Origin of the sequence: Gordonia sp. 852002-50395_SCH5434458 (assembly GCF_001665905.1) — a bacterium.
Classification (GTDB): Bacteria; Actinomycetota; Actinomycetes; order Mycobacteriales; family Mycobacteriaceae; genus Gordonia; species Gordonia jacobaea.
This window is the reverse complement of the sequence record NZ_LZTC01000048.1, coordinates 118,055-141,416: the sequence shown is the minus strand read 5'-3', so window position 1 is coordinate 141,416 and position 23,362 is coordinate 118,055. Positions and strand designations below refer to the sequence as shown.

Sequence of the window (23,362 nt, the reverse complement as noted above, 5' to 3'; positions counted from 1 at the left end):
GATGGCGCGCAGACAAGAGCGGAGCCCGCTGGTCCGCAAAACGGCAGCGGTGATCATGGTGGGTGGTCTCGTCGCGGTTGTCGTCGGTGCCGGCGCACAATTCCTCGGCTGGTTCGCCGACACCCAGCCGGTCACGCTCAACACGCCGCGAGCCGGTCTGGTGATGAGTCCCGACGCCAAGGTGAAACTGCGCGGTGTGCAGGTCGGCAGGGTCGCGACGATCAGGCAGGCCGACGGTCACGCGGTGCTCGACCTCGACATCGACAGCGACAAAATGTCGCAGATCCCCGCGAACGTGACCGCAGACATCAAATCCAACACGGTTTTCGGGGCCAAAGCCGTCAACCTGGTGATCCCGGAGACCGGACCGCAGGGCCACCTCTACGCCGGGCAGGTCATCGCGGCCGACCGCGTCGTCGTCGAACTCAACACCGTTTTCCAACAGTTGGTCAACGTGCTCGCCGACCTCCAGCCCGACAAGCTCAACGCCGTGATGGGCGCCGTCGACACCGCACTGTCGGGACAGGGCAAGCAGATCGGTGCGTCGCTCGACCAATTGTCGGGGTTGCTCGCGAAGACCAACCCTCATCTGCCGGAGCTCAACGAGGCGATCGAACAGGCCGCGGGAGCGACCAATGTGTACGCCGACGCCATGCCGGATCTGATGCGGACCATCGACAACGCGACGTTCCTCGGCAACACGTTGCTCGACAACTCGGCCAACCTCGACGCGCTGCTGATCAACGCGACCGGGATGGCCAATACGATCAACGGCGTGCTCTCGCCGCCCAAGCAGACACTGATCAACACACTGTCGAACCTGAACCCCGTCGCGCGGCTTCTCGGCTACCAGTCGCCGGGACTGACGTGCTTCTTGACGGCGAGCGCGCAGGCAGCTGATCTCGCCAAGCCGATGCTCGGCGGAAAGAACAACAATCTGCTCCTATACGCGGGATTGCAGCCGGGCACCGACCCGTACACGTATCCACAGAGCCTCCCGATTGTCGGCGCCGACGGCCCGCCGACCTGCGATGGAGCCCTGAGTGATCCCACAACCGACGTCAACTCGGGTTTCTACGTGACCGATAACGCTCCGGTGCCCTACCAGCCACGCACCACTGCCAAGGCCTCACGCGAGAAGCTCTTCCAGGTGCTCTTCGGGGAGCCCGCCCGTGGTTGACAATCGCACCCGCGCATTCCGCGCCACCGTCATCAAGCTGGGCGCCTTCGCGACGGTCATGATCTTGGTTTTCGTCGGCCTCGTCGCGGTGTTCAGCAACTATCGACCGGGGTCGTCGTCGGACTACTCCGCCATCTTCGTGAGTGCGTCGGAGATGAAGTCGGGGTCGAAGGTGAAGATCGCCGGTGTGCAGGTCGGGACCGTGGACAAGGTCGCGTTGACGCGGAACAACGACGCCGAGGTGTCGTTCAGCGTCGATGAGAAGTACCGGCTGCCGAAGTCGGTGCGCGCGTTGATCCGCTACGAGAACCTGACCGGCGACCGCTATCTCGACATCGAGCAGGGCGGTGGCGATCCCGACGACACACTGCCCTCGGGTGCGACGATCCCGATCGGGCAGACCGAGCCCGCGATGGACCTCGACAAGTTGCTCGGCGGGTTCAAGCCGCTGTTCCGCACGCTCAATCCCGACGAGGTGAACCAGCTGTCGGCGTCGTTGATCGAGGTCTTCCAGGGCCGAGCCCAGCGGGAGGCGCTCACCAACCTGCTCGCGCAGACGTCGTCGTTCACCGGCGCGCTCGCCGATCGAGACCAGTTGATCGGCGACGTCATCGACAACCTCAACCAGACGCTCGGCATTCTCGACGGGGACAAGAAGGGTCTCGACACGAGCCTCGATCAGATGCAGCAGTTGATCACCGGACTGTCGGCGCAGCGCGGAACCATCGGCAATGCGCTGACGCAGACGGCCGCGGTGACCAACGGACTGTCGGGGTTGCTCGGAGCGACCCGCCCCGACCTCAAGCAGATCGTCGCCGAGACGGGCACGGTGTCGGGCAACCTGCTGAAGTCGGAACCATACCTGCGACAACTCGCGGGACGACTGCCGAACGACTTCAAGAAGCTCTCCAATCTCGGCAGCTACGGCGCATGGCTGCAGATCTACTTCTGTCGAATCCGTTTGCTGCTCAGCGGACCTGACGGCAAGCAGTACTTCTTCACCTCCAACGACGTGATGGGCGATACCACGAAGGCCGGCGGGAGGTGCGCGGCGACATGAGCGAGAAGCGGGCGCTCCTCAACGGGCGCAGCCGAGTTCAGATCGGCCTCATCGGCGTCGTCGTCACCGCGATGGTCGTGATCGTCGCGATGCAGATGGACAAGCTGCCGTATCTGTCGCCGATCAGCAGATACACCGCGTATTTCGACGACGCTGGCGGGCTGGTGAACGGCGACATCGTGACGGTCTCCGGCGTGAAGGTCGGTACGGTCGAGAACATCGCGCTCGCACCGACCGACCAGGGCACGAAGGCCGCGGTCACCTTCCGCATGAACGACACCGTGGTGATGGGTACGGATACGCAGGCAGCGATCAAGACCGAAACAGTGCTCGGCAGAAGGAATCTGACGATCCTGCCACACGGTGGTGGACGTATCCGGCCGGGCGAGTCGATCGCCAACCGGAACACCATCGCACCGTATTCACTCTCCGACGCTCTCGACGAGTCGACCAATTCGCTCGCACAGACCGACACCGATCAGCTCAACAAGGCCCTCGACACCCTGTCGGTGACGTTCTCGTCGACCCCCGACGAAGTACAGGGCGCGGTCGACGGCGTGTCACGGCTGTCCAAGGCGATTGCCGACCGCGACAACAACCTTCGTGCACTGCTGGCCAAGGCCAACGGTGTCACCGACGTCATCGGCGACCGGAGCAAGCAGATCAATCAGCTTCTCGTGGATGCCAATTCGCTCGTCGGCGAACTGCAGTTCCGACGCACCGCCATCGCGCAGCTCATCAGTGGTACCCGTGATGTCGCCGACCAGATATCCGGATTCATCAAGGAGAACAACGAACAACTGCGGCCGGCACTGACGAAACTCGACGGTGTACTCGACATCCTCAACGACAACGAGGAGAACCTCAAACAGACCCTCGACCGGCTGGGGCCGTACGCCAACGCGCTCGGCGAGGCCGTCGCGTCCGGGCCACGGTTCGAATCGCTGGTCGGTGTCAGTACTTTCGGCGATTACACCGCGACGTTCATGAAGATCCTTCAGCAGAAGTATCCCGAGGCATGGAAGGCGTTCGGCTACAGCGGGTTCCCGCTGCTGCCGCAGGCATGGAGCCAAGCGCCGCCCTTCCCGCAGAAGGACACCGCACCGGCTCCGCCGCCGACTTACCCGACCCCGACGGCAGGTGGCTGACATGGCATTCCGTCGTTCCCTCCCGGGGAGCCGAAAGGCATGGGGCGCAGCGGGTCTGGTGGCGCTGCTGGTTCTCGCGGGCATCATCGGATACGCCGTCTACGACAGGGCGACCACCAAGACGATCACCGCCTATTTCCCGTCGGTCAACGGTCTCTACACCGGCGACACCGTGCGTGTGCTCGGTGTCCGCGTCGGAAAGGTCAGCTCCATCACGCCTCGCGCGGGCGATGTGAAGGTGACGCTCGACGTCGACCGTTCGACGCCGATCCCGGCCGACGCGCGGGCGGTCGTGGTGGCTCAGAGCCTGGTTTCCGGCCGGTTCGTGCAACTGACCCCGGTCTACGCGGGCGGAAAGCAGCTCGACGACGGCAGCGCGATTCCCATGGAGCGCACCGCCGTTCCGATGGAGTGGGACGACGTCAAGAAGCAACTCTCGAGCCTGACCAAGGCGATCGGACCCGATGGTGCCGACAAGGGATCGGCCGCCAAGCTGATGGACGTCGCCGACAAGAACCTGCAGGGCAACGGTGAGGCGATCAATTCGTCCATCACGAACCTCTCCGACGTGATGTCGACGCTGTCGTCGGGTCGAGACGACCTGTTCTCGACGATCCGCAACCTGCAGAAGCTGACCGACGCGCTCTCAACGAGTCACGAGGAGCTGGTGCAGTTCAACGGCCGGATCGCCTCTGTGACGGATGTTCTCGCCGACAACACGACGCAACTCGACGGCGCGATGCACAATCTGGATTCGGCGATGAGCGATATCAACACGTTCATCGACCAGAACAAGCAATCGTTGACCACCTCGGTGGCGAAGCTGTCGGACACGACACGCATCCTCGCGGAGAAGGACAGCCAGATCCGCGGGTTGCTGCACTCTGCGCCCAATCAGCTCGCCAACTTCTACAACATCTACAACCCGCTGACCGGTTCGCTGTCCGGAGTTTTCGGCCTCGGCATGGGCAACAACCTCATCACGCTGCTCTGCGGAACGATGGAGGCCAACAACAGGCCGGGTCAGAGCAAGGCAGACGTCGAAAAGTGTGTCGATGTGCTTGCGCCCGTTCTCGGTTCGCTCTCTGTGGCATATCCGCCGTTCATGTCCGACCCCGTCGTCGGCAAGAGTGCGCTCCCCAGCCAGGTCACCTACCAGAACGCCGACGTCAAAGCCCGCGCCCAGCAGGGCATTCGCGATCAGGACGCTGCGACGCGTCGCGGCAACGGCGGCGGGCTCGGCGACCTGCTGGTGCCGTGGGGAGGTGAGGGCTGATGCTGCGCCCCAACCGAACTCGCGGGCCGCGCAGGAGCCTGCGCGCCGCACTCATGATCGCGGTGGTCACGGCCATCGCGACGGCCTGTGGATTCGACGGCGCCGACAGCCTGCCCGTGCCGGGCGCGCAGGGCACCGGCAACGGATCGTACGAGATCTCGGCGGTGATCCCGACCGCGGCGGGCCTCACCAACAACTCCCCGGTGATGTTGAACGACGTGACGGTCGGAAGCGTCGGGGATATCGATGTCGACGCGAATTGGCATGCGGCGGTTCCGATCAAACTCAATCCGGGAGTGCAGGTTCCACGCGGTTCGTATGTGAAGGTCGGGATGACCAGCGTGCTCGGGTCGACACATCTGGCGATCGTGCCGCCGGAGAAGACGACGGCCGGCTATCTGCACGCAGGCGATGAGATTCCGCTGCCCGCGTGTCCCGAGCAGAAGAACATCGCGCAGCCATCGGGTCAGCGGGTCGCAGACATCAATTCCGCGCAGCAAGTGCCCCAGTGCGCATTCCCGACCACCGAACAGGTGCTCAGTGCACTATCGGTGGTGCTCAACGGCGGTGGACTCTCGCAGCTCGGCGACATCACCCACGAGCTCAGCCAGGTCCTCGGCGGCAACGCCGAATCGATCCGCGCGCTCGTGCCGCGCCTGAACACGCTCATCTCCGACCTCTCGAGCCAGTCGGGCGACATCATCGACGCGATGGACGGCCTCGACCGGTTGAGTACGACGATCAACCAGCAGAAGCCGACCGTCGAAAAGGCTCTCGCCGACGGGCCGGCCATCTTGGCGATGCTCAACGACGAACGCGACAAGTTCACCGGCGCATTGTCGGCGCTCAGTGGCCTCTCGAAGACCGTCAACGATGTGCTGCGCGCCAACACCGACGACATCAAGACCATCGTCGCGAACCTGAATCCGACGCTCGGCGCACTCGCTGCGGCGGGTCCGGCGCTGCCGGGGGCGACCAGAATCCTGTTCACCTTCCCCTTCTTGGAGGAGACGATTCCGCAGATCGTCAAGGGCGACTACGTGAACTCCGACCTCGTGCTCGACCTGACGGTCGACAGGCTCAAGCAGACAATTCTGATGACCTCGGGTCTCGTCGGACCGGAAGGGGTGACCGGCCAACCTGCCGGAGCGGCCAAGCGCGGGCTGGATCCGTTCACGTCGCCGCTGGTACCCGGCGGTGAGAAGCGGCCCGACAGTGCGGACCCTGTCCCCGCCGGCACGCAGGAGTCGACCGCAACGGGAACGTCCACCGCCCCCCGGACGTCCGCTCCCCGGACACCCGTTCCCGCGAACGGTGGTGGCCGATGAAGATCACCAGGTTCGTCCGGATGCAGCTCACGATCTTCGCGATCGTCACCGTCGTCGCACTTGTCGCGATGGCCGTGTACTACGTGCGCTTGCCCGCGATGGCTGGTGTCGGTCGCTACGACGTGACGCTCGAACTGCCGAGCACGGGCGGCATCTACACCAACGCCAACGTCAGCTACCGCGGAGTGAACGTCGGCAAGGTCAAGGAGGTCCGCCTCACGTCGAACGGTGTCGCGGCGACGCTGTCGATCGACAGCTCGGCGAAGATCCCCGCAGACTCCACAGCGTCGATCCGCAGCGTGTCGGCGGTCGGCGAGCAGTTCGTCGAGTTCACACCCAAGTCAGGATCGGGTGGCGACTACCTCGGCGACGGTGCGGTGGTGCACAGCACCGACGTGCCGGTCGAGATCTCGTCGGTACTCGAGCAGGCCAATGCCCTGCTCGCCAAGGTGGGCGACACCCGATTGCGCAACGTGATGGACGAGGCGTTCACCGCATTCAACGGAACCGGTGAGGATCTTCGGCGCCTGCTCGACTCGATGACGCTCCTCGTCGCCGACGCCGACAAGAACGTCGACGTGACGATCGATCTGATCAAGCAGACCGGCCCGCTGCTGGAGACGCAGAACAGGACAGCGGACTCGGTCCGTGCGTGGACGGCGAACGCCGTCAAGGTGACCGATCAGTTGCGTGCCAACAAGCCGGAGATCACCGACATCCTGACCAAGGGGCCGTCGACGGCGTCGAAGTCGCAGCAGTTGTTCGCTGATATGGACCAGACACTTCCGATGCTGATCAACAACCTCGGCGTCGCGTCGAAGACGCTTGCGCTCTACCTGCCGAATCTCCAGCAGGTGGTGGTGATCTATCCGCGATTGATCAGCTCGCTGCTGACCGCGGTTCATCAGGGCTCGGCCGAGTACGGGCCGAGCGTGCTGTTCTCGCTCGGCTTCCAGGATCCCGCGCCGTGCACCGTCGGATTCATGCCGTCCAACGAGTGGCGCAGTCCCGCGGTGCAAACCGCCCGCGACCTGCCTCCCGGTCTGCTGTGCCGGTTACCGCAGGATGCGCAGATCGCGGTTCGCGGTGCCAGAAACTTCCCGTGCGCCGAGTTCCCCGGCCGACGCGCCCCGACGCCTGAGGAATGCCGGACGGGCTTCAAGGCGAGCACGGAGAAGAACGTCGCTCTGCCCAACGGGATCCCGGGCCTCGTGCCCGCCCCCGCCGGCTATACGACGCCTGGTACCCCCGGGTCGTATGAGGCTGGTCCGGCCGTTTACGGCACCACGTACGATCCGGATACGGGTGACTTCATCGGCCCGGACGGCAAGACGTACAACGCCGGAACCGGCAGGGATGCTCCTGCAAGCAGCGACAGTCAAGGACAAAGCAGCACGTGGCAGGGATTGATCACCAGCGGGATGGCAGGGTGAATCGGCAGGTGGGCGCTCAACCGGTCCGCTCGGCGCCGTTGCGGCGGGGCCGCAAGGACAAACGCGAACCGATCAAGCCCGCCGAGATCGCACCGGTTCCGGAGCAACTCGACGAGATCACCGCCGAAGCCGAAGCCGAAGCCGTTGAGAGCGCTGTGGAGCCCCCTGAGGCCGCCGAGGAAACTGCCGAGAGTACCGCCGAACCCGCCGGGGGCACCGCCGAACCCGCCGGGGAATCCGCGGTCAGCTACCGCGAACGCCGCGCCAAAAGGCAGGGTTCGACGCCGAGCCGGCCGGTGGAGCGTCGAGCAAGGGTCGGTCGCGGAAAAGGTGGCAAGTGGGTCGTCGCCGGTGCGGTGTGCGCTCTTTTCATCGTCGCGTGCGTGGTCGCGTCGACCTTCTTCGCCGTCGGCACCAGTCGGCTCGATCACCGAAACGAACTCCGGGCGTCGTACTCGACCTTCGCACGACAGATGACCATCGACCTGACATCGCTCAACCCCGGCAACGTCGACAAGGCATTGCAGACCGTGCAGGACAAGACGAGTGGCCCTGCGCAGCAACGGATCAAGCAGTCGATGGCGCAGGTGACCGACCTGATCCGTACCCAGAATCAGACCGTCACATCATCGGTGATCACCGACGCGGTCACCAAGGCGACCGACGACGACGGGTCGGTGATCGTCGTCTACGGGTGGGAGATGAAGTCACAGGATCCCAAGCAGGAGACCGTTATTCAGACGTTCCGCTGGCGGGTGGACATCACACGGATCAACGGTGATCTCAAGATGACCAACTTCGAGTGGGTGGTCTGATGTCGACCGCAATCACCACACGACGGCTCGTGGTAGTGGGTCTCGCCGTCATCGCCGTGGCGTGTGCCGTGGCGACCGGATTTCTCGGGTTCCGATACTTCGACGCTCGTGCGACGGAGGACTCGCGTGAGTCATCGCTCTCTGCGGCAAGGGATTACGCGACGACGATGTTCGGCTACGACCCGGTGAACGTCGCCGACCACGTGCAGCGATCCAAGAATGTTGTCATCGGATCGGCGAAGACCGAATACGACAGGCTGATCGCCCAACCGCTGCCCGACGATAGGGACGACTTTGTCGAGGGAGTGCGCAAGCAGCGCGTCGTGTCTCAGGCGGTCATCCAGGACGCGGGTGTCGTGACCAACACGCGCGACACCTCGACGGTGCTGCTCTTCATGAATCAGTCGGTCAGCCGCAATGGCAAGGACCTCGTGCGGGTGGACCCGAGCCGACTGACGTTCTCGATGGTCCGCCACGACGACACCTGGATGATCGAAAAGATCGAGATCATCACCGACGACTCGTTCCGCAGCCGTATCGAGCAGACATCGACTCCGCCGGCAGGTGCGGTCCCGCTCCCCGGCCCGTCATCGGAAAGCCCGTCACCTGTAAGCCCATCGCCGGCAAGCCCGTCACCTGCAAGTCCGTCGCCGGCGAGTCCGTCGGCCGTCCCCACCGAGTCCTCGGCACCTCCTGCCGGTTAGCGGCGCCGGCGTGTTTGTGCGCACGAACCAAATCCATCGACGGACTTCATGTCCGGAGGACATGGCCTAGGTCACTATTGCTGGATAGTGTCGTGTGGCACACAGCGCAGGCGACGTCTCGGTACTTTGCGCGAGTTAGTCTCCGCCGCAATGACTTTCGTGATGGTTCACGCCGTGGTCTTCGGGTTCGGTGTCTTCCGGCCCGATCGATGACGGTCGTCTCGTCTGTTGTGCAGTGCCAACAGATTCGAGAGAGGTCCGTGTAAATGTCGGAAGTATCCAATTCGGAATTGCAGGGTAAGCGCGTCTTCATCACCGGTTCTGCGCGCGGTGTCGGGCGGGGAATCGCCGAGCTGGCGATCAGCCGCGGCGCTCAGGTGGTGATCAGTGACTTCGACGAGGATGCGGCGCATAAGACGGCAGCGGACCTCGGCGCCGCGGGCGTGGCCAATTGCGATGTGACCGATGAGGCGAGCGTCGTCGACGCGATCGCGCGGGTGCAGGAACTGCTCGGTGGGCTGGATGTGCTGGTCAACAACGCAGGCATCGAGATCGCGGCCCCGCTCGCAATGCAGTCGACGGACAGCTTCGACAAGATCTTCGCGGTGAACGTCCGTGGACCGTTCGTCGTCACCAAGGCTGCCGTGCCCGCGCTCGCCGAAAGCAAGGGGAACGTCGTCAACATCGCATCGGTCGCCGGAGTCGGCGGAAGTCCACTGCTCGGCTCGTACTGCGCCACCAAGGCGGCGCTCATCCAGCTCACCCGGGTGTTCGCGATCGAACTTCGCCAGACCGGAATCCGCGTCAACGCCGTCTGTCCCGGATTTGCGGATACCTCCATGGTCGACCGGCTCGCCCCCGAGTTTGAAGCGGCGACCGACGCCCCCTTCGGTGACCTTGTCGCGGCAAAGCAGGGACGGCTCGGAACCGTGGAAGACATCGCGGAGGTCGCGTGCTTCCTCGCATCCGACCGCGCGAGTTGGGTAACCGGAAGCCACTACGTGCTCGACGGTGGACTGACCGCATCCCTTGTCTGACTTCGTATTTCGATTCACTTCAATCCACTTGTAGAGAAGAGGACCAACTCATGGCACAGAAACTGGACGGTCGCGTTGCCGTCGTCACCGGTGCGGGCGCAGGACTGGGTGCCGCGATCGCACGGCGGCTCGGACAGGAGGGTGCGCGCGTTGTGGTCTCCGACATCAACGCCGACGCCGCCAAGTCGGTCGCGTACTCGATCGACGGCGCTATCGCGTGCACAACGGATGTCACCGACGAAGAACAGGTGCAGCAACTGATCGCCGACACGCAGGAGCACTTCGGCGCGCTGCACATCATGGTTCCCAACGCGGGAGTCGGCTCCGTGCAGCCCATCGCGGAGATGTCCTACGCGGACTGGCGCAAGACCACCTCGGTCAACCTCGACGGGGTGTTCCTCTCGATCCGCTACGCCGCACCGGCGATCATCGCCTCCGGTGGAGGGTCGATCGTGACGATCAGCTCGATCACCGCGACCGCCGGCTCTGCGCTGATCGCTCCGTATGCCGCGGCCAAGGCCGCCGTACGCAACCTCACGGAGACCGCCGCCGCGGAGTTCCGCGCGCACGGCATCCGCGTCAACGCCGTGCTGCCGGGCTTCATCGATACGGAACTGGTCACCACCGCGGCGCCGCTGTTCGAAGCCGCCCTCGGACTGCCGGAAGGCGGCTTCGACGCTGTCATGGCTCAGAAGCAGGGACGCTACGGAACACCGGAAGAAGTTGCTGCAGCGGTGACCTTCTTCGCCTCGGACGAGTCGTCGTGGTGCAACGGCAGCAGCCTGGTGCTCGACGGCGGATTCGTGAGTTCGCTGCTCTGAGGCCGGTCAGGGGACTCGAGTCAGGAGACCTGATAGCCCATCGGCATCATCGTCGACTTGTGTTCGACGAACGACTCGAGTCCCTCGGGCCCGCATTCGCGGCCGATGCCCGAGCTCTTGAAACCGCCGAACGGTGAGCCGGGGTCGATGGCGTAGAAGTTAATCCCGAAGGTGCCGGTGCGGATCTTCTCGGAGATCTCGATACCGCGCTCGACGTCGGCGGTCCACACGGTGCCCGCGAGTCCGTAGTCGGAGTCGTTGGCGATGGCGATCGCGTCGTCGATGTCGTCGTAGGTGATGACCGACAGCACCGGGCCGAAGATCTCTTCCTGGGCGATCGTCATGTCGTTGGTGACGTCGGTGAAGATCGTCGGGGTGAGGAAGAAGCCGGCGTCGAGGCCTTCGGGGCGGCCGCCTTCGAGGGTCGCGGTGGCTCCCTCTTGCTTGCCCTTGGCGATGTAGCCCTCGATCTTCTCCAACTGCCGCTTGTTGATGACGGGTCCGAGCTGGCTGTCGGGTTCGCTCGGCAGGCCCACCTTCATGGCGTTGGCCGCCTCGACCATTGCCGCGACGATCTCGTCCTTGCGGCTCGCGGGTACCAACACCCTGGTCTGCGCGACGCACGCCTGCCCGGTGTTGAACAGGCCGAGGAAGACCATCATGCCGATGTTGTTGATGTCGACGTCGTCGAGGACGATCGCGGCGGACTTGCCGCCGAGCTCCAGCGAGCAGCGCTTGAGCGATTCGGCGCACGCGGCACCGATCTGCCGACCGGCGGCCGTCGATCCGGTGAACGTGATCTTGTCGACGTCGGGGTGTGCGACGAGTGCTTTACCGGTGTCCGGCCCGCCGGGGAGTATCGAGATGACGCCCTCGGGAACTCCTGCCTCGGTGAAGATCTCGGCGACGGCGTTGGCAGTGCGCGGTGTCTCCGGTGCAGGTTTGAGCACCACTGAACAGCCGGCGGCGAGTGCTGCGCCGAGCTTGTTGCAGACCAGAAACAGCGGGACGTTCCATGCGGTGATCGCGCCGACGACTCCGACCGGTTCGCGCGTGATGCGCGTGGTGCCGAACAGTCCGTTGCGGTACTCGATCCAGTCGTAGTTGCGTGCGGCCTCGGCGTACGAGCGCAGCACGCCGGTACCGGGCAGCTTCTGCAGCATGTCGACGGCACTCGGCGGGGCACCCATCTCCGACGACACCAGGGCCGAGATCGCTTCTGCGCGTTCATCGATGATGTCGGCGACGCGGTCGAGCACGGCTGCACGTTCTTCCGGCGACTTCTGCGACCACACGCCCGAATCGAAGGCGGCGCGGGCGGTACGGACTGCCGTGTCGACGTCGACCTCGTCGGCGAGCGGAACGGATGCGACTCGCTCGCCGGTCGCGGGCGAGAACACCTCGAGAGTCTCGGTCGAATGGGGCTTCACCCACGTGCCGCCGATGTAGAGCTCGGTCCGGTCGTCGGATGTGCCTGCCTCGTTCGAGGAACGAGGTTCGACGGTCTGGGTCATGCGTGCTCCTGAAGTTGGTACCCGATGTTTCCCTCGACCCGTTGTGCTCTGAGGACTGCTGAACACTCCTCGGGGAGGGGCGCGGACAGGTGTGAACCACCGCACATCCAATACTAGAACACGTTCTAACTCTGGTGTCGAGATCAGGAGTCAAAGGCGATGCGGGCGGCGAATCCCTCGACGGCGTCGTCGAGTATCGCGACCCGCGCGGGCATGTCCTGTGCTTCGAGGAGCGACTGTCGGTCGGCGGCGCCGATCGGTAGGCGGGCCGCCCAGCCGAAGAGTCCGGCGTCGTCGAAGTCGGCGTCGTCGAATGAAGGCAGGTCGTCGGGCAGGGGTGTGCCTCTGCGGGCGTAGGCGTCGACGACGATCTCGCGGATGCGGGTTCCGAGCGCGATCGAGTCGGCACGGGCTGCCGCGCTGGTCTTCGGTTCGTTGAGGACGGTCACCTCGGCGCGCGGGTACGGATCGTCGGGCAGCCATTCGGTTACCCGGAAGCGTCTGGTGCCGATGCAATGGACAAACGACAGTCCGCTGGGGTCGCGGCTCACGCGGTCGATTGCCGCGAAGGTCCCGACGTCGTGGCGAACATCGCCGCCGCCGACCTCCGAACCGCGCGCGATGAGGACGACGCCGAAGCCCGGCGGTCCGTCGGCGGCGGCGAGACAGTCGTCGAGCATCGTTCGATAGCGCGGTTCGAAGATCCGTAGCGGAAGCACCTCACCCGGCAGCAGTGCTGTGCCGAGCGGGAACATGGGTTGTGCGCTCATGTTCACACACTCCGGTGGGTCTGGTTGGCCCGCGTTGAATTGGGTTGTCAGGCAGACGGTTTGGCGTCGAGCACGACCTCGAACTCGAGAAGGTCCGCGCCGCTGGCGACAGGTTTTGCGCGCTCACCCGAATGAGCCTCGCGTGCGGGGCCGGCAGCCCATGCCTGGAAATCCTCTTCGGTCTCCCACTGCGTGACGACGAAGTACCGGTCGTCGCCCTTGACCGGACGCAGCAACTGGAATCCGAGGAAACCCTTCGAGCCGTCGACCGAGTGTGCGCGGTGTGCGAAGCGCTTCTCGAGTTCGGGCCCAGCGCCCTCGGGGACATGGATCGCGTTGATCTTCACAACAGTCATGTCCTCAGCCTAGTTCGGAATGTCTGTGCGTCGGATTAATCTCATTCACTGTGAGTGCGTACGCGATGTCTGAGGCGGGGTATGTGACGGCCGAGACGGGCCTGCTCGACCACGGTGGTCCAGACCGGGGCCTCGACGCGCAGCAGTCGACGGAGGCGCTCGGCGTGGGTCCGATCGTGCTACTCCACGGGCTCATGGGGCGGGGCCGCACCTGGCGGCGACAGATCCCCTGGTTGCGGAGGTATGGCCGGGTCTTCACGTTCGACGCCGCGTTCCACACCGGAGCCGACGCCGCGCTCATCTCCGACCCCGCGGAGGTCTCGACCGAGCGCTTCGTCGCCGACCTCGCCGAGATCCTCACCTGGATCGACCTCGGACCCGCTGTGCTGGTTGGACATTCGATGGGCGCGCTGCATGCGTGGTGCGCCGCCGCGGAGTATCCGGAACTCGTCAGTGCGCTCGTCGTCGAAGACATGGCGCCCGACTTCCGTGGCCGCACCACCGCCGAGTGGACGCCCTGGTTCGACTCGTGGCCGGACCGGTTCAGCTCACTCGGACACGCCAGGCAGATGTTCGGCGACGTCGCGGGGCGGTACTTCTACGAGGCATTCGACGACGGCGCATTGCACGGTCAACTGGCGACCTGGGCGGCGATCGCGCAGGAGTGGGGCGAGCGCGACTTCTGGGATCAGTGGCGCAGAGTGCCGGTGCCGAGTCTGCTGATCGAGGCCGGACACACCGTGACGCCCGAGGGGCAGATGCGGAAGATGGCGTCGATCAACGACCACGCCGCACACTTGAAGGTCAGCGGAGCAGGCCACCTGATACACGACGACGCCCCGGAGGTCTTCCGGGGCGCCGTCGAAGCGTTTCTCTCTGGTTTGCCGTACCGCTGAGTGCTCAGGCGGCGGGCGGTGCCACCGGCTCGCCGACGATGCGGCGGAACGCGTGCACCTGGAACAGCGCCGCGAGCGGTGCCGAAATGATCAGTCCGATGCCGCACAGCAGTGCGCCGACGACGTTGGTGAACCACACGATGATCAGTGTGAGGATCGAGTCGCCGATGTTGTCGCTGGTGACGCGGAACGATCGACCGATGGCATCGCCGGGTGAACGGGATTCGCTGATCGTCGAGAGCACGGCGAACTGTAGGAAGAACGCCGCGATGATTCCGCCGATGACACAGAAGCTGAGCACGAAGGCGATCAGCGCAACGAGGATTGCCGTGCCGACGACCGGCCAGAAGCGGAGCGGGACCAGGAACGACTTCGCGTCGATCGGTTCGCCGTTCGCGACGCGGACCGCGCCGGACAGGATGGAGACCTGGAAATACAGCAGGAGCAGAAGCCCGACGATGTAGACGGCGATCAGGCCTGCGAGAGCTCCGCCGTTAACCGTCGTCGTCTCGTAGCTGTAGGTCGTGTCGCCGTAACTGCCGACGGTATTGGTAGTGGTGGTCTCGACCCACGACGATCCCCAGAAGATGAGCGCCCAGAACAGCAGTCCAACGGCGGCCATGATCACGCCGGGCAGAACCATCGGGCCGGGGTTGGCCTTGAACTGGCTCCACGCCCAACTGAAGCTCTCGCCGACACTGAACGGGGTGCCCGGAGCGCCGGGGGCCGGTGCGGCCGGATAACCGGGTGCGGCACCGAACTGGCCGGGAGGCGGCGTGCCGCCGGGGGGAACCGAACCCGGCTGTGGTTGCCCGTACTGGGGCGTGCCGTATTGGGGTTGCCCGTACTGGGGCTGGCCGTACTCGGGTTGCCCGTACTCGGGTTGCCCGTACTGGGGCTGGCCGGGAGCAGGTTGCCCGTACTGGGGCTCACCCGGAGATTGTTGGCCGTACTGGGGCTGACCAGGAGCGGGCTGCCCGTATTGCGGTTGGCCGGGGGCCGGTTGCCCGTACTGGGGTTGGCCGGGAGATGGTTGGCCGTACTGGGGTTGGCCCGGGGTGGGATTCGTCCCATACGGCTCGTTCGGGTTGGGTCCGGAAGAAGGCGTCGATTCGTTCGGCGGCTCGGTCATCAGGCAAAGCTAGCAACCCGCGCGGCTCAGATGAAGAGTTCGAACGACATACCGTTCAACGTGTCGCGAAGTCGGCTCACCTGACGAGGGTCGCGCGGGCCATCAACCCGCCTCACCTGCCAGGCAGAAGCGGCCGTCGGAGGTGATCTCGACGAGGCCGTCGACAAGTAGTGAGTCGAGCGCACGGTCGCGTTGGGCTGTGTCGGTCGGCCAAACGATGTCGAGTCGGTCGCGGACGACCGGCCCCTCGGTGCCGCGCAGAACGTCGAGTAGCAGTCCACGAACCTGGCGATCGGTGCCCGCGAACTTCTGCACCCGCTTGGGCGGGCCCGTGTGGGCGGGTTTGCCCGCGTTGACCCACGCGCACGAGAGCGGGCATCGCGCACAGTCGGGGTTTCGCGCTGTGCACACCAGGGCGCCGAGCTCCATCAGTGCTGCGCTGAAACGAGGAGTCGACGACGCGTAGGTGCCGTCTGGGTCACGGGGCAGCACGGCCTCGGCGTCGGCAAGATCTTTCTTCGACGGATTGCCGGGCTCGGCGCGACCGTGGACGGCACGCGCGAGAACGCGTCGGACGTTGGTGTCGACGACGGGAACCGACTGGCCGTAGGCGAAGCAGGCGACTGCTCGCGCTGTGTAGTCGCCGATGCCCGGCAGGGTGAGCATCGTCGCGACATCGTCCGGGACCTTGTCGTCGTGATCGGCGGCGAGCACCCGTGCGCATTCGTGGAGGCGCAGCGCACGACGCGGATAGCCGAGTTTTCCCCAGGCCCGCAGGACGTCGCCGGGCGACGCGGCGGCCATCGCGGATGGCACCGGCCAGCGTCGGACCCATTCCCGCCACGGTTCGACGACCCGGGCGACGGGTGTCTGCTGGAGCATGATCTCGCTGATGAGGATCTGCCAGCCCGAAAGCCCTGGCTCGCGCCATGGCAGGTCGCGCTCGTTGGCGTCGAACCAGCCCAATAGCACCTGAGGTGGCAGACTAAACGACATGATCGGATTGACCCCGAAACAGGCATGGGACGTTCTGCGCGAAGGTAACAAGCGCTTCATCAACGGAGAGTCTGAGCATCCCAGCCAGGGTATCGAGGACCGCGCACGTCTCGTCGCAGGCCAGCACCCCCACGTGGTGTTGTTCGGCTGCGCCGACTCGCGACTGGCGGCAGAGATCATCTTCGACCAGGGTCTCGGCGACATGTTCGTGGTCCGCACCGCGGGCCACGTCGTCGACTCGGCGGTGATGGGCTCGCTCGAGTACGCGGCGGAGGTGCTCGAGGTGCCGCTCGTCGTCATCCTCGGCCACGACAGTTGTGGAGCGGTCAAGGCGACCCTCGACGCTCTCGACGACCTGCAGATCCCCGGTGGCTACATCCGCGACGTCGTCGAACGTGTCACGCCGAGCATCCTCGCCGGCCGCAGCGAGGGGCTGACCAGGGTCGACGAGTTCGAGGCGCGGCACGTCGTCGAAACCGGCCGCTTGCTGATGCAGCGCAGTCGGATCATCGCCGATCGGGTGGCCAACGGAAAGCTGGCCATCGTCGGACTGACGTATGCGCTCAACGAGGGTGCCGTCCAGTTGCAGGGTGCCTACGGAGATATCGGCCAGAGTTACGTCGAGATCGATACTGCTGGAAATGGCCACAAGGGCGCACACGAAGCGTCCGCCGCGGTCGACGAAGCCCAGTCGGCGTGAGGCTCACGCGGCTGAGGGATTGCGCAGCTTAAGTCAACCTTTAGACTTTGCGCCGGTCAGGCGCGGTTTTCTCAGCGACACGCCGTTGCGGGTCATCCGTCGCATAGAAGGTGGCCGTTAGCGTGGATGCGTGATCGAACCGCAGGGCCCGTTGCCATCCGAGATCTATTGGCGTCGTCGTATTGTCGCCGGTGGCGTCGGGGTGGCTGTGCTTGCTCTGGTCATCGGTTTGATCGTGTGGACGACTTCCGGAGGCGACAAGTCGCCGTCGAACGCAGCATCGTCGTCGTCGATCTCGACCACGACCTCGCCCGCGTACGGATCGTCGGCATCGTCGGAGGCCCCGTCCGGTCAAGCCGGTACCGGTGGCGGCGGCAACGGCGGAAACAACCCCGCCGGTGTATCCGGTCAGCCGGGCGCCTCGCAGGCTTCCGGGGATGTCCCCGCTCCTGCGGCCGGAGTGAACGGGACCCCGCTGTGCCCCGACCAGAACATCGCCGTGGTGCTCTACACCGACAAGCCGACCTACACGGTCGGGGACCAGCCGGTGTTCACGATCGTCACCACCAACGCCGGTTTGACCGCGTGCACCCGCGATGTCGGGAAGGCCGCGCAGAACGTCGTCGTGCGGACACTCGACGGCACGCGCACGCTGTGGTCGGCGCAGGATTGCTCGCCGCTGAAGGACGTGAACAACGTCGTACTGCAGCCGAAGCAGCAGGCCACCGACACCATCACCTGGTCGGGTACGACGAGTAACCCCGGCTGCGACAAGCCGCGCGTCCAGGTGCCCGTCGGTTCATATCAGGCCATCGGCAAGATGGGCGAGAAAGAGTCGGCGCCCATCACATTCAACGTCGTGGCGCCCGCGCAGCAGTAGCCCGACCACCCTGTCCATGCCCTCCTTCGGTTCGGGGTCAGCTGGGCTGACAGGGCATGACAAGAGTCGTGAGGTCGCCGTCGTCGGCTGAGCGCACGGTGGCCGGCTGATCGGTGGAGCGAAGGTCGAGGATCACGTCGCTGCCGAGTGCGTTGCTCAGTGCCGGGTACAGGGTGGTCAGCTCGAACCAGACCGTCATGTCACCGCCCGTCGACGTGCCGTCGAGTTCCACGGATTCCTCGGGTAGGAGGAGACTCACCCCGCCCTCGGCGACATGCAGACCGACCTTTGCCGGTGCCTGCTCCAGGGCTTTCAGGAAGTGTCGGGTGCCGACGGTGACGCGATGCGTCGGCGCGGCGAGAGAGTCGAGCAGGAGCGAGCGGTCGGGGTAATCCGCGGTGAGCAGACGGCAATGTGTCACGGCGCCGTCGGCCGTGCGTAGGCCGAGGGTCGTGGAGGAGGCCTCCAGCGCCACCGACGGACTGCGGCGCAGCAGCGAGGTCGACGCCGCGAGGTCTTTTCCGGAGACGGTTGCCGCCCAGGGCTGGTTCGCTTCCGGCAGTCGGCTCGCGACCAACGTCCTGGTGGCCAGGCGATAGCGATCGGTTGCTGTCAGGGTGATGCCGTCGGCGTCGACCTCGACACGTACCCCAGCCAGCACCGGGAAGTCGGGGTCGTCAGCGGTGGAGGCCAGGACCTGATGGACCGCCGCGGCGAGGACCGGACCGGCGACGGCGCAGAGCGGGCGGCAGGCCGCATCGTCGAGCGACGCTTTGAGAGCCGTTGCGGCATGGGCGATCTCGTCGGCCTGCGTGGTGGCTCGGGCGACCTGCTCGTCGATGAGCGTCGTGGCCTCGGCCGCGCTCGCGGTGAAGAACCGGTCGATGGTGGGCAGCGGCATCCCGATCGCGCGGAGTTGGCGCAATCGCGCGGCGCGCGTCAACTGCGACCTGCTGTAGAACCGGTAGCCCGACGCCGGGTCGACGTGGTGGGGGCGAAGCACGCCGGCGTCGTCGTAGAACCGCAGGGCGCTTGCCGTGAGTCCGGCGAGCTCGGCGAAGGCGCCGATCGACATCAGTTCCGAGTCGGTCACAAGTTCCGTGTCAGTCACTCGAACATCATCGGGTCTCGACTCACTCGAAGGTCAAGGCGGTTCGAGGGTGGAGGTAGGTGGGTTAGTCGAACCGCTCGATGCTGGTCTCGGCGAGCCGCGAGAGACCCTCGCGGATATGGCGGGCCCAGATGCCGCCGATGCCCTCGATGGCTTGCAGGTCGGCGGCCGACGACGCGAGAAGCGCTTGCAGCGTGCCGAAGCTGCGCACGAGGCGGTCGATGTGCGCGAACTGCAGCCGCGAGATGCCCGCGAGAAGGCGGTAGCCGCGTGGACTCATCGCGGTGTCCTGGGCCTCGATCGTCGTCGGATAACCGAAGGCGCCCGCGAGGAGAGAGAGGTCGAGGAGGTCGGCGTCGGAGAGCGCTTCGATCGCCTCGAGCGATCCCCGCACCTCCTCGGTGGTCGCGGGCTCCGGGCTTGCGTAGTAGTCGCGGACCAGCAGTTCACGCATCGTGTCGTTCTCGGCGATGAGCTCTTCGAGCTGCAGGCTGACCTGTCGGCCGTTGACGCCGAGTTCCAATACGTAGTCGTCGATTTCGGCCGAGACCCGACGCACCATCTCCATGCGTTGGGCTGTCGACATCGCGTCGCGGAGTAGTACGTAGTCTTCGATCTCCGCGCGCGACAGCGCGGCGCTGACGTCGTCGAGGCGCGCCTTGTAGCGTTCGAGCGTCGAGAGCGCGACGTTGGCGCGCGAGAGGATCGGGTCGGGACTCTCGACCACCTTGCGGAGTCCGTCGACGTAGACGCTGACGATCGACATCGACGCACTCACCGAGATCACCGGATGCCCGGTCTGGATCGCTGTGCGCTCGGCCGACCGGTGCCGCGTGCCCGATTCCTCGGTCGGAATCGACGGGTCGGGCACGAGTTGGACGTTGGCGCGCACGATGCGCTTGCCGTCGGTGGACAGCACCACGGCGCCATCCATCTTGGCCAGTTCGCGTAGACGCGTCGGCGCGAATTCGACGTCGAGGTGGAAGCCGCCGTCGCAGATCTTCTCGACGTCTGAGTCGTGTCCGATGACGATCAGCGCGCCGGTGCCGCCGCGCAGGATGCGCTCGAGCCCGTCGCGAAGTCCTGTTCCCGGCGCCACGCGAGCGAGCGTCTCACGCATCAGTTCCGAGCGTGTTCCAGGCTCGGTTCGCGCGATGTCGCTCATGGCTTGCGTTCCCTTCTCGCGGCCGCGAGAAGCTCACGGTCCGTCGCAGACTAGGGTAACGGCACGTGAAACGTGACTTCGTGGTGCCCACCGACCTCGACCCGCTGCAACGCCACCCCAAAGCGGCCGCGCCGGGGGAGGCGATCCGCATGCATAATCCGCTGTGCTTCGGCTGTGGCGCCGAGTCGGCGCAGGGACTGCACCTGGAGGTACGCGCGGCAGACGGGTTCGCCGTCGAGACGTCGATGCTGGTGGAGTCCCGATTCGAGGGCGGTCCCGGGGTTATTCACGGAGGCATCCTGTCGACCGCGATGGACGAGGTGATGGGGACCGTTCCGCTGCTGGTCGGACCGTCGGCCGTCACGGTGCACCTCGAGGTCGACTTCGTCGCCCCGGTGCCGATCGGCTCGACGCTGCACCTGCGGGCCGACATCCTCGGCAGGCAGCGTCGCAAGGTCTACGTCGAGGCCGTCGGCCATCTCGGCGACCCCTCGCAGCCGGTCGTCGTGGGCCACAGCATCTTCGTGACCATCGACGCGCGGCAGCACTTCGCCGAGCACGTCGAGAACAGCGCGATGGCCGACGAGTACAAGCAGCGCATGTCGCGTCCGTGAGTGTCAGAACGGTGCGCGCGACACGTCTCTGATCGTGACCGCGCGGATGGCGTCGGAGATACCCGACACACGAGTGACCCGGATGCCCTTGGGGAGCGGATCGTCGGAGCCGGCGGGGATGATCGCGTGTGTGAAGCCCAGCCGTTTGGCTTCGGCGACCCGACGTCCGACAGCCGAGACCCGACGCACCTCTCCGGCCAGGCCGACCTCGCCGATCGCGACGGTGGTGCGCGGCGTCGGCTTGTTCGTGACGAACGAGTTCACCGCGAGCGCGATGCCGAGATCGGCGGCGGGCTCGGTGACCTTCATCCCGCCGACCGTCGACAGATAGATCTCCTTCTCGCCGAGCGGCAACCCTGCCCGACCCTGCAGCACGGCGAGGACCATCGCCGAGCGTGCCGAGTCCAGACCGGACACCGCACGACGCGGGTTGGCCATCTTGGACTCGGCGAGCAGAGCCTGGATCTCGCCGACAAGCGCGCGCTTGCCGTCCATCGCGACGATCGACGACGATCCGCTCACGTCCGAATCATGTTGGTGGACAAAGATTCCCGACGGGTCGGTGACCTGATGGATGCCGTCGGAGCGCTGCTCGAAGCAGCCGACCTCGTCTGCGGAGCCGAACCGGTTCTTGATGCCGCGCACCATGCGCAACGACGTGTGGCGGTCGCCCTCGAACGACAGCACGACGTCGACGAGATGCTCGAGTGAGCGCGGTCCGGCGACGTTGCCGTCCTTGGTGACGTGCCCGACGAGGATGACCGCGATCCCGCGGTTCTTGGCGAGCGAGACGAGCGCCGTGGTGACAGCCCTGATCTGGGTGACGCCACCCGTCACGCCGTCGGTTCCGGTGGCGACCATGGTCTGCACCGAGTCGATGACGAGGAGTGTCGGGCGGACGGCGTCGACGTGGCCGAGGACCGTGGCGAGGTCGGTTTCGGCTGCGAGATAGACGTTTTCGTGGACGGCGTCGGTACGTTCGGCGCGCAACCGGACCTGTCCTGCCGACTCCTCGCCGGTGAGGTACAGCGCAATACGTCCGCCACGTGCCCAATGCTTGACCGTCTCGAGGAGCAGCGTCGACTTTCCGACGCCCGGCTCGCCTGCCAGCAGGATCACCGATCCCGGTACGACGCCGCGTCCGAGGACACGGTCGAATTCGGCTATGCCCGTTGGGATTGCGTTCGATGACGCGGCGTCGACCTGGGTGATCGGAACGGCTGGACTCGACGGCGCGACAGCGCTGTGTGCGGCGGTCGCTGCGGGGAGCGAGGCCACCTCGTCGACGGTGCCCCACTCGCCGCACTCGGGACAGCGCCCCACCCACTTTGCGACGGTATGGCCGCACGCGGAACAGCGGAACGTCGACTTGGGTTTTGCCACGAATCCGAGCCTAGGTCAGGCCACCGACACTTCTCGGCATGGCTACCGGGACGTGTCGGGAGGGGCCATGAGGCTCACCCATTTCCTTGCGGCTTATTGAATTCCATAAGCCGGAAGGAAGCGGGTGAGCGTAAACCGGGTTCACGCCGCGAGAGGCTGCGCGAGAAGTCAGTTGGGCAGGACGTTCGGCGCTTCTTCGCCGTGCTCGTCGGCAGGCGCCTCGGCCTCGCGGACCTTGTCCTGGCGGGTGAGCAGCGTGCCGGAGTCGACGGGGGTGTCGACGGTGACCGAGCCGACCGGAGAGGTGGCGCCGTTGGGGCCAACCTTCTCGAAGGTGAAGGTCAGCTTGGTGGTCAGCCCGACAGCGACGGACTTCCCGGTGCCGTCGAGAGTCGCCGACATGCGCTTCTCGTCGGTGATGCTCGAATCCTTGATCAGGGCGGCGGGCTCGCCTGCGCGCAGGGCCTTGCCGGGTTCGAGGTCGTAACGGTCCTTGAGTGTGACCGTGCCCTTTTCGGCTGTCACGCCCGTGAGGCGGTAGGTGTCGATCTCGCTCTGGTTGGCGATCACCCAGGACAGCTGGAACGGGCCGCCGTTGTCGAAGACCGACGCCGCGTTCTGCGTGGGGTAGATGATCTGCACGTCGCGCAGCTCGATGCTGCCGAGGTTGGCATTGTTGCCGTTGACGGCGGGCAGCTGGTTCGCGGTCTGCGAGATCTGTCCGGCACCGCAGCCGGTCGTCCCGAACGCGATCGCGATTCCGACTGCTGCGATGGCTGTGGCTTCGGCGAACCGACGCACACGACGAGTCGGATGGCTCGACCCACTCCGAGTTGTCCCACTCCGAGTTGCCTCATTCTGCGATGACACAGACACCCGTTCCTCCCAGGTAATCGAAAGGCCGAAATCGCTTGGCGCGAACCCTGCACTACGCAGCGTAGTGGGCGGGCGTGCCAAAAGCCCGACGGGGTACCGGATTGGTATCTGCGAGCCGGATCTCGCGCGTCTCGAACGCGGGTGGGCGGGCCGTCGAAATCGATCTC

General features: G+C 65.6%; 23 protein-coding genes. 14 read left to right on the top strand and 9 right to left on the bottom strand.

The features are described from left to right. The first annotated feature begins 1 nt into the window (after position 1). The 10 genes from A5785_RS11805 (at position 2) to A5785_RS11760 (ending at position 10,802) form a co-directional block, all read left to right on the top strand. Positions 2-1,180 carry an MCE family protein gene (locus A5785_RS11805; protein WP_049699889.1) on the top strand — a complete coding sequence of 393 codons (1,179 nt, stop codon included), beginning with the start codon at positions 2-4 and terminating at the stop codon, positions 1,178-1,180. Beyond that, positions 1,173-2,240, top strand: a complete 1,068-nt coding sequence (locus tag A5785_RS11800) for an MCE family protein (RefSeq protein ID WP_049699888.1) — start codon at positions 1,173-1,175, stop codon at positions 2,238-2,240. Before A5785_RS11805 ends, A5785_RS11800 begins: the two co-directional genes overlap by 8 nt. Continuing rightward, positions 2,237-3,388 (top strand): MCE family protein, encoded by a 1,152-nt coding sequence (locus A5785_RS11795; protein WP_049700083.1) that lies wholly within the window; start codon positions 2,237-2,239, stop codon positions 3,386-3,388. The genes A5785_RS11800 and A5785_RS11795 overlap by 4 nt, the downstream gene beginning before the upstream one ends. Position 3,389: 1 nt before the next feature. After that, positions 3,390-4,664 (top strand): MCE family protein, encoded by a 1,275-nt coding sequence (locus A5785_RS11790; protein ID WP_049699887.1) that lies wholly within the window; start codon positions 3,390-3,392, stop codon positions 4,662-4,664. Further along, positions 4,664-5,992, top strand: coding sequence for an MCE family protein (locus tag A5785_RS11785; RefSeq protein ID WP_082937906.1), 1,329 nt, complete (start codon positions 4,664-4,666; stop codon positions 5,990-5,992). Before A5785_RS11790 ends, A5785_RS11785 begins: the two co-directional genes overlap by 1 nt. Continuing rightward, the gene (locus A5785_RS11780) at positions 5,989-7,425 is read left to right on the top strand and encodes an MCE family protein (protein WP_005204770.1); all 1,437 of its coding nucleotides are present in this window, start codon (positions 5,989-5,991) and stop codon (positions 7,423-7,425) included. Before A5785_RS11785 ends, A5785_RS11780 begins: the two co-directional genes overlap by 4 nt. An 8-nt stretch (positions 7,426-7,433) precedes the next feature. Beyond that, positions 7,434-8,240, top strand: a complete 807-nt coding sequence (locus A5785_RS11775) for a hypothetical protein (RefSeq protein WP_082937918.1) — start codon at positions 7,434-7,436, stop codon at positions 8,238-8,240. Next, positions 8,240-8,944: a hypothetical protein gene (locus A5785_RS11770; protein WP_156525477.1), complete on the top strand. Its 705-nt coding sequence runs from the start codon at positions 8,240-8,242 to the stop codon at positions 8,942-8,944. Before A5785_RS11775 ends, A5785_RS11770 begins: the two co-directional genes overlap by 1 nt. Positions 8,945-9,210: 266 nt before the next feature. After that, a complete protein-coding gene (locus A5785_RS11765) occupies positions 9,211-9,981 on the top strand; it encodes an SDR family NAD(P)-dependent oxidoreductase (protein WP_049699882.1) in 771 nt (256 codons plus the stop codon). Between the two features lie 50 nt (positions 9,982-10,031). Continuing rightward, entirely contained in the window at positions 10,032-10,802 is a 771-nt protein-coding gene (locus A5785_RS11760; RefSeq protein ID WP_064866596.1) for a glucose 1-dehydrogenase, read from the top strand. Positions 10,803-10,822: 20 nt separating this feature from the next. On the opposite strand, the gene A5785_RS11755 is transcribed toward A5785_RS11760, so the two are convergent. The 3 genes from A5785_RS11755 to A5785_RS11745 form a co-directional block, all read right to left on the bottom strand. Further along, entirely contained in the window at positions 10,823-12,316 is a 1,494-nt protein-coding gene (locus A5785_RS11755) for an aldehyde dehydrogenase (protein WP_064866594.1), read from the bottom strand. 143 nt (positions 12,317-12,459) lie between these two features. Then, positions 12,460-13,071 (bottom strand): LON peptidase substrate-binding domain-containing protein, encoded by a 612-nt coding sequence (locus A5785_RS11750; protein ID WP_064866592.1) that lies wholly within the window; start codon positions 13,069-13,071, stop codon positions 12,460-12,462. Positions 13,072-13,133: 62 nt separating this feature from the next. Beyond that, positions 13,134-13,442 carry an antibiotic biosynthesis monooxygenase family protein gene (locus A5785_RS11745; protein ID WP_049699879.1) on the bottom strand — a complete coding sequence of 103 codons (309 nt, stop codon included), beginning with the start codon at positions 13,440-13,442 and terminating at the stop codon, positions 13,134-13,136. Between the two features lie 65 nt (positions 13,443-13,507). Between A5785_RS11745 and A5785_RS11740 the strand changes: the two genes are divergently transcribed. Beyond that, the gene (locus A5785_RS11740; protein WP_064866626.1) at positions 13,508-14,338 is read left to right on the top strand and encodes an alpha/beta fold hydrolase; all 831 of its coding nucleotides are present in this window, start codon (positions 13,508-13,510) and stop codon (positions 14,336-14,338) included. 4 nt (positions 14,339-14,342) lie between these two features. Here A5785_RS11740 and A5785_RS11735 read toward each other — a convergent pair whose 3' ends face one another. Together A5785_RS11735 and A5785_RS11730 are read right to left on the bottom strand one after the other, a co-directional pair. Next, positions 14,343-15,470: a hypothetical protein gene (locus A5785_RS11735; RefSeq protein WP_064866590.1), complete on the bottom strand. Its 1,128-nt coding sequence runs from the start codon at positions 15,468-15,470 to the stop codon at positions 14,343-14,345. 102 nt (positions 15,471-15,572) lie between these two features. Further along, positions 15,573-16,466: an A/G-specific adenine glycosylase gene (locus tag A5785_RS11730; protein ID WP_064866588.1), complete on the bottom strand. Its 894-nt coding sequence runs from the start codon at positions 16,464-16,466 to the stop codon at positions 15,573-15,575. On the opposite strand from A5785_RS11730, the gene A5785_RS11725 reads away from it, so the two are divergent. Both A5785_RS11725 and A5785_RS11720 read left to right on the top strand, forming a co-directional pair. Beyond that, entirely contained in the window at positions 16,465-17,166 is a 702-nt protein-coding gene (locus A5785_RS11725) for a carbonic anhydrase (protein ID WP_049699876.1), read from the top strand. The genes A5785_RS11730 and A5785_RS11725 overlap by 2 nt on opposite strands. Positions 17,167-17,296: 130 nt before the next feature. Further along, positions 17,297-18,046 (top strand): hypothetical protein, encoded by a 750-nt coding sequence (locus tag A5785_RS11720; protein WP_064866586.1) that lies wholly within the window; start codon positions 17,297-17,299, stop codon positions 18,044-18,046. A gap of 37 nt (positions 18,047-18,083) precedes the next feature. Here the strand turns inward: A5785_RS11720 and A5785_RS11715 are convergent, their stop codons facing one another. Together A5785_RS11715 and disA are read right to left on the bottom strand one after the other, a co-directional pair. Next, entirely contained in the window at positions 18,084-19,157 is a 1,074-nt protein-coding gene (locus A5785_RS11715; RefSeq protein WP_231894147.1) for a DNA polymerase III subunit beta family protein, read from the bottom strand. A gap of 64 nt (positions 19,158-19,221) precedes the next feature. Then, positions 19,222-20,322 (bottom strand): DNA integrity scanning diadenylate cyclase DisA, encoded by a 1,101-nt coding sequence (gene disA / locus A5785_RS11710; protein ID WP_049699874.1) that lies wholly within the window; start codon positions 20,320-20,322, stop codon positions 19,222-19,224. 65 nt (positions 20,323-20,387) lie between these two features. Between disA and A5785_RS11705 the strand changes: the two genes are divergently transcribed. Further along, entirely contained in the window at positions 20,388-20,936 is a 549-nt protein-coding gene (locus tag A5785_RS11705; RefSeq protein ID WP_049699873.1) for a PaaI family thioesterase, read from the top strand. Between the two features lie 3 nt (positions 20,937-20,939). Here A5785_RS11705 and radA read toward each other — a convergent pair whose 3' ends face one another. Beyond that, positions 20,940-22,319, bottom strand: a complete 1,380-nt coding sequence (radA, locus tag A5785_RS11700; protein WP_049699872.1) for a DNA repair protein RadA — start codon at positions 22,317-22,319, stop codon at positions 20,940-20,942. Between the two features lie 168 nt (positions 22,320-22,487). Next, a complete protein-coding gene (locus A5785_RS11695; RefSeq protein WP_064866584.1) occupies positions 22,488-23,120 on the bottom strand; it encodes a hypothetical protein in 633 nt (210 codons plus the stop codon). Between the last annotated feature and the right edge of the window lie 242 nt (positions 23,121-23,362).